We start from the raw sequence: 2,938 nt of genomic DNA, 5'->3' as shown, positions 1-2,938 counted from the left end.
TCCTGCCGCAGCCGCTTGAACACCTCCCAGGTCCCGATGGCCACGGCACCGGCCGCGACCAGGTACCAGGCCCTGGGGTTGAACGCGATACTCGCGATCACCAGAGCCCCGAGCCCGACGCCCACCGGGATGGCGCGGGTCAGGTCCCTTCCCGCCCGCGACGGCGGAGCCGCGGCCGCGGCTGTGGGCCCGGGTGGGCCGGGCGGGGCGGTGTCCACCACATTCTCCTCGAGTCTCGGGGGTGGGTCGGCGGGTGCTGGGAGATCAGACCTCCATCAACTCGCCTTCCTTGGCCTTGACGAGCTCGTCCACGTCGGCCACGTACCGATGGGTGAGCTTGTCGAGTTCCTTCTCGGCGGCGTTGACCTCGTCCTCGCCGGCCTCGCCGTCCTTGACGATGCGCTTGAGCTCGTCCATCGCCTTACGCCGGACACCTCGGAGCGCGATACGACCGTCCTCGGCCTTCGACTTGGCCTGCTTGACCAGATCGCGCCGGCGCTCCTCGGTGAGCTGTGGGACCGTCACGCGCAGAACCTGGCCGTCGTTGGTCGGGTTGACGCCGAGATCCGAGTTCCGGATGGCGTTCTCGATCGGACCGATCTGGGACATCTCGTACGGCTTGATGATGAGCATCCGGGGCTCGGGCACCGCGATACTCGCCATCTGGGTGATGGGGGTCAGGGTCCCGTAGTACTCGCAGAGCACCCGGTTGAACATGCCGGGGTTGGCGCGACCGGTACGGATGGCGGCGAGCTCGTCACGGACGTGCTCCACGGCCTTCTCCATCTTCTCCTCGGCCTCGAGCAGGGTGTCGTCGATCATGTGTTGTCTTCCGTTCTCTACGTGGATGAGGGGCGCGGATCCCGCGCCTCAGGCCGGGCTGCTGACCAGGGTCCCGATCTCCTCACCGGCGACGGCGCGCGCGATGTTGCCCTCGGTGAGGAGGTTGAAAACCAGGATGGGCATCTTGTTGTCCATGCAGAGGCTGAACGCGGTCGTGTCGGCGACCTTCAGTCCCCGTTCCAGGCACTCGCGGTGCTCGATCCGTGCGAAGAGTTCGGCGTCGGGGTTGGTCCGCGGGTCGTCGGAGTAGACCCCGTCGACGGCCTTGGCCATCAACAGCACCTCGGCCTTGATCTCGAGCGCCCGTTGGGCGGCTGTCGTGTCGGTGGAGAAGTAGGGCATTCCCATGCCCGCGCCGAAGATCACCACACGCCCCTTCTCCAGATGCCTCTCGGCACGAAGGGGGATGTACGGTTCCGCGACCTGACCCATGTGGATGGCGGTCTGCACCCGCGTGGACACGCCCTCCTGCTCGAGGAAGTCCTGCAGCGCCAGACAGTTCATGACGGTGCCGAGCATCCCCATGTAGTCGCTCCGTGCGCGGTCGAGGCCACGCTGCTGCAACTGGGCGCCGCGGAAGAAGTTCCCGCCGCCGATGACGATCGCGATCTGCGCGCCCGTGCGGGACACCTCGGCGATCTGCCTGGCGACCGACTGGACCACATCGGGGTCGATCCCCACGCCGCCCCCGCCGAACATCTCTCCGCCCAGCTTGAGCATCACACGCTTGTAGCCGTCCCGCGGGTCGGTCATCGCTCTCCTCGTCCCGGACGGATCACGCCCGTCTCGTGCGTCAACGCCCCCGACGTCGTCGTCGAGAAGCCGTACGGCCCTTGGTGGGACCTCGTCTATTCTGCCCTATCGCCACCGCCGCCACACCGCAGCCCGCGCGCCCGCGTACGGGGCCGGTCGGACACGCGCCGACGGCGGCACCCGGGAGTCCGGGTGCCGCCGTCGGAGGAGTACCCGCGAGCGCGGGTACCAGGGGCGGATCAGGCCTGGCCGACCTCGAAACGGAGGAAGGCCGTCACCGTGGCGCCGGCCTCGGTGAGGAGCGCGCCGACGGTCTTCTTGCTGTCGGTGACGGACGGCTGGTCCAGGAGGACGACGTCCTTGTAGAAGCCGTTGAGACGACCCTCGACGATCTTCTGCAGAGCCTGCTCGGGCTTGCCCTCCTCGCGGGCGGTGGCCTCCGCGATCTCGCGCTCCTTGGCCACGATCTCGGCGGGCACCTCGTCGCGCGAGACGTACTGCGCCTTGAGCGCGGCGATCTGCATGGCGGCCGAGCGGGCGGCGGCCTCGGCGGACTCGCCCTCGCCCTGGTAGGCCACCATCACGCCGACGGCCGGCGGGAGGTCGGAGGAGCGCTTGTGGAGGTAGACCGCGACGGGGCCGTCGAGCTTGCCCACGCGACGCAGGACCAGCTTCTCGCCGGACTTGGCGGAGAACGAGACCACCGCGTCGGCGACCGTCGACCCGTCGAGCTCGGCGCCGTTGAGGGCGTCGAGGTCGGAGATGCCCTGGGAGGCGGCGACGTCGACGATCTTGTCGGCCAGCGCGATGAACTCGGCGCTCTTCGCCACGAAGTCGGTCTCGGAGTTGAGTTCGATCATGACACCGTCCTTGACGGCGACCAGGCCCTCGGCGGTGGTGCGCTCTGCACGCTTGCCCACGTCCTTGGCGCCCTTGATGCGCAGGACCTCGACGGCCTTGTCGAAGTCGCCGTCGGTCTCCTCGAGTGCCTTCTTGCAGTCCATCATCCCGGAGCCGGTGAGCTCACGCAGACGCTTGACGTCGGCAGCGGTGTAGTTCGCCATGGTGGGGCGACCCTCCTAAAAGAGTTCGTGATGTGTCGGAAGTTGTTGACGTCGGCCGGCGGGCGCGATCGACTCCACCCTAGACGCCTCGGCGCCGGGGGACCCCTCGCCCACCGTCACCGACACGTCGGGCCCGGCCCCCGGGAGATCCCGCGTGGGGATCGTGGGCGGCCGGGCCCGACGTGCTCGAGCTGGTGGTGGGAGATCAGGCCTCGGTGGACTCGGCCGCGGGGGCCTCCGTCGCAGCGGCCTCGGCCTCGGCCGCGGGGGCCTCGGTC

3 protein-coding genes and 1 pseudogene are annotated in these 2,938 nt (G+C 69.1%); all 4 read right to left on the bottom strand.

Going from position 1 to position 2,938, the window contains the following annotated elements; translation table 11 throughout:
* A pseudogene (locus tag G6017_RS17350) lies at positions 1 to 218 on the bottom strand (phosphatidate cytidylyltransferase); the annotation flags it as partial.
* Between the two features lie 46 nt (positions 219 to 264).
* Complete coding sequence (gene frr, locus G6017_RS11085) at positions 265 to 822, bottom strand: ribosome recycling factor (RefSeq protein ID WP_182610948.1); 558 nt, start codon at positions 820 to 822, stop codon at positions 265 to 267.
* Between the two features lie 48 nt (positions 823 to 870).
* Positions 871 to 1,596 (bottom strand): UMP kinase, encoded by a 726-nt coding sequence (gene pyrH, locus G6017_RS11080; protein WP_179525457.1) that lies wholly within the window; start codon positions 1,594 to 1,596, stop codon positions 871 to 873.
* Positions 1,597 to 1,835: 239 nt separating this feature from the next.
* Positions 1,836 to 2,660 carry a translation elongation factor Ts gene (gene tsf / locus G6017_RS11075; RefSeq protein WP_179525458.1) on the bottom strand — a complete coding sequence of 275 codons (825 nt, stop codon included), beginning with the start codon at positions 2,658 to 2,660 and terminating at the stop codon, positions 1,836 to 1,838.
* Positions 2,661 to 2,938 lie beyond the last annotated feature (278 nt).

It is taken from the genome of Dietzia sp. B44 (assembly GCF_014145245.1).
Classification (GTDB): Bacteria; Actinomycetota; Actinomycetes; order Mycobacteriales; family Mycobacteriaceae; genus Dietzia; species Dietzia natronolimnaea.
This window is presented reverse-complemented; position numbering and strand designations above follow the sequence as displayed.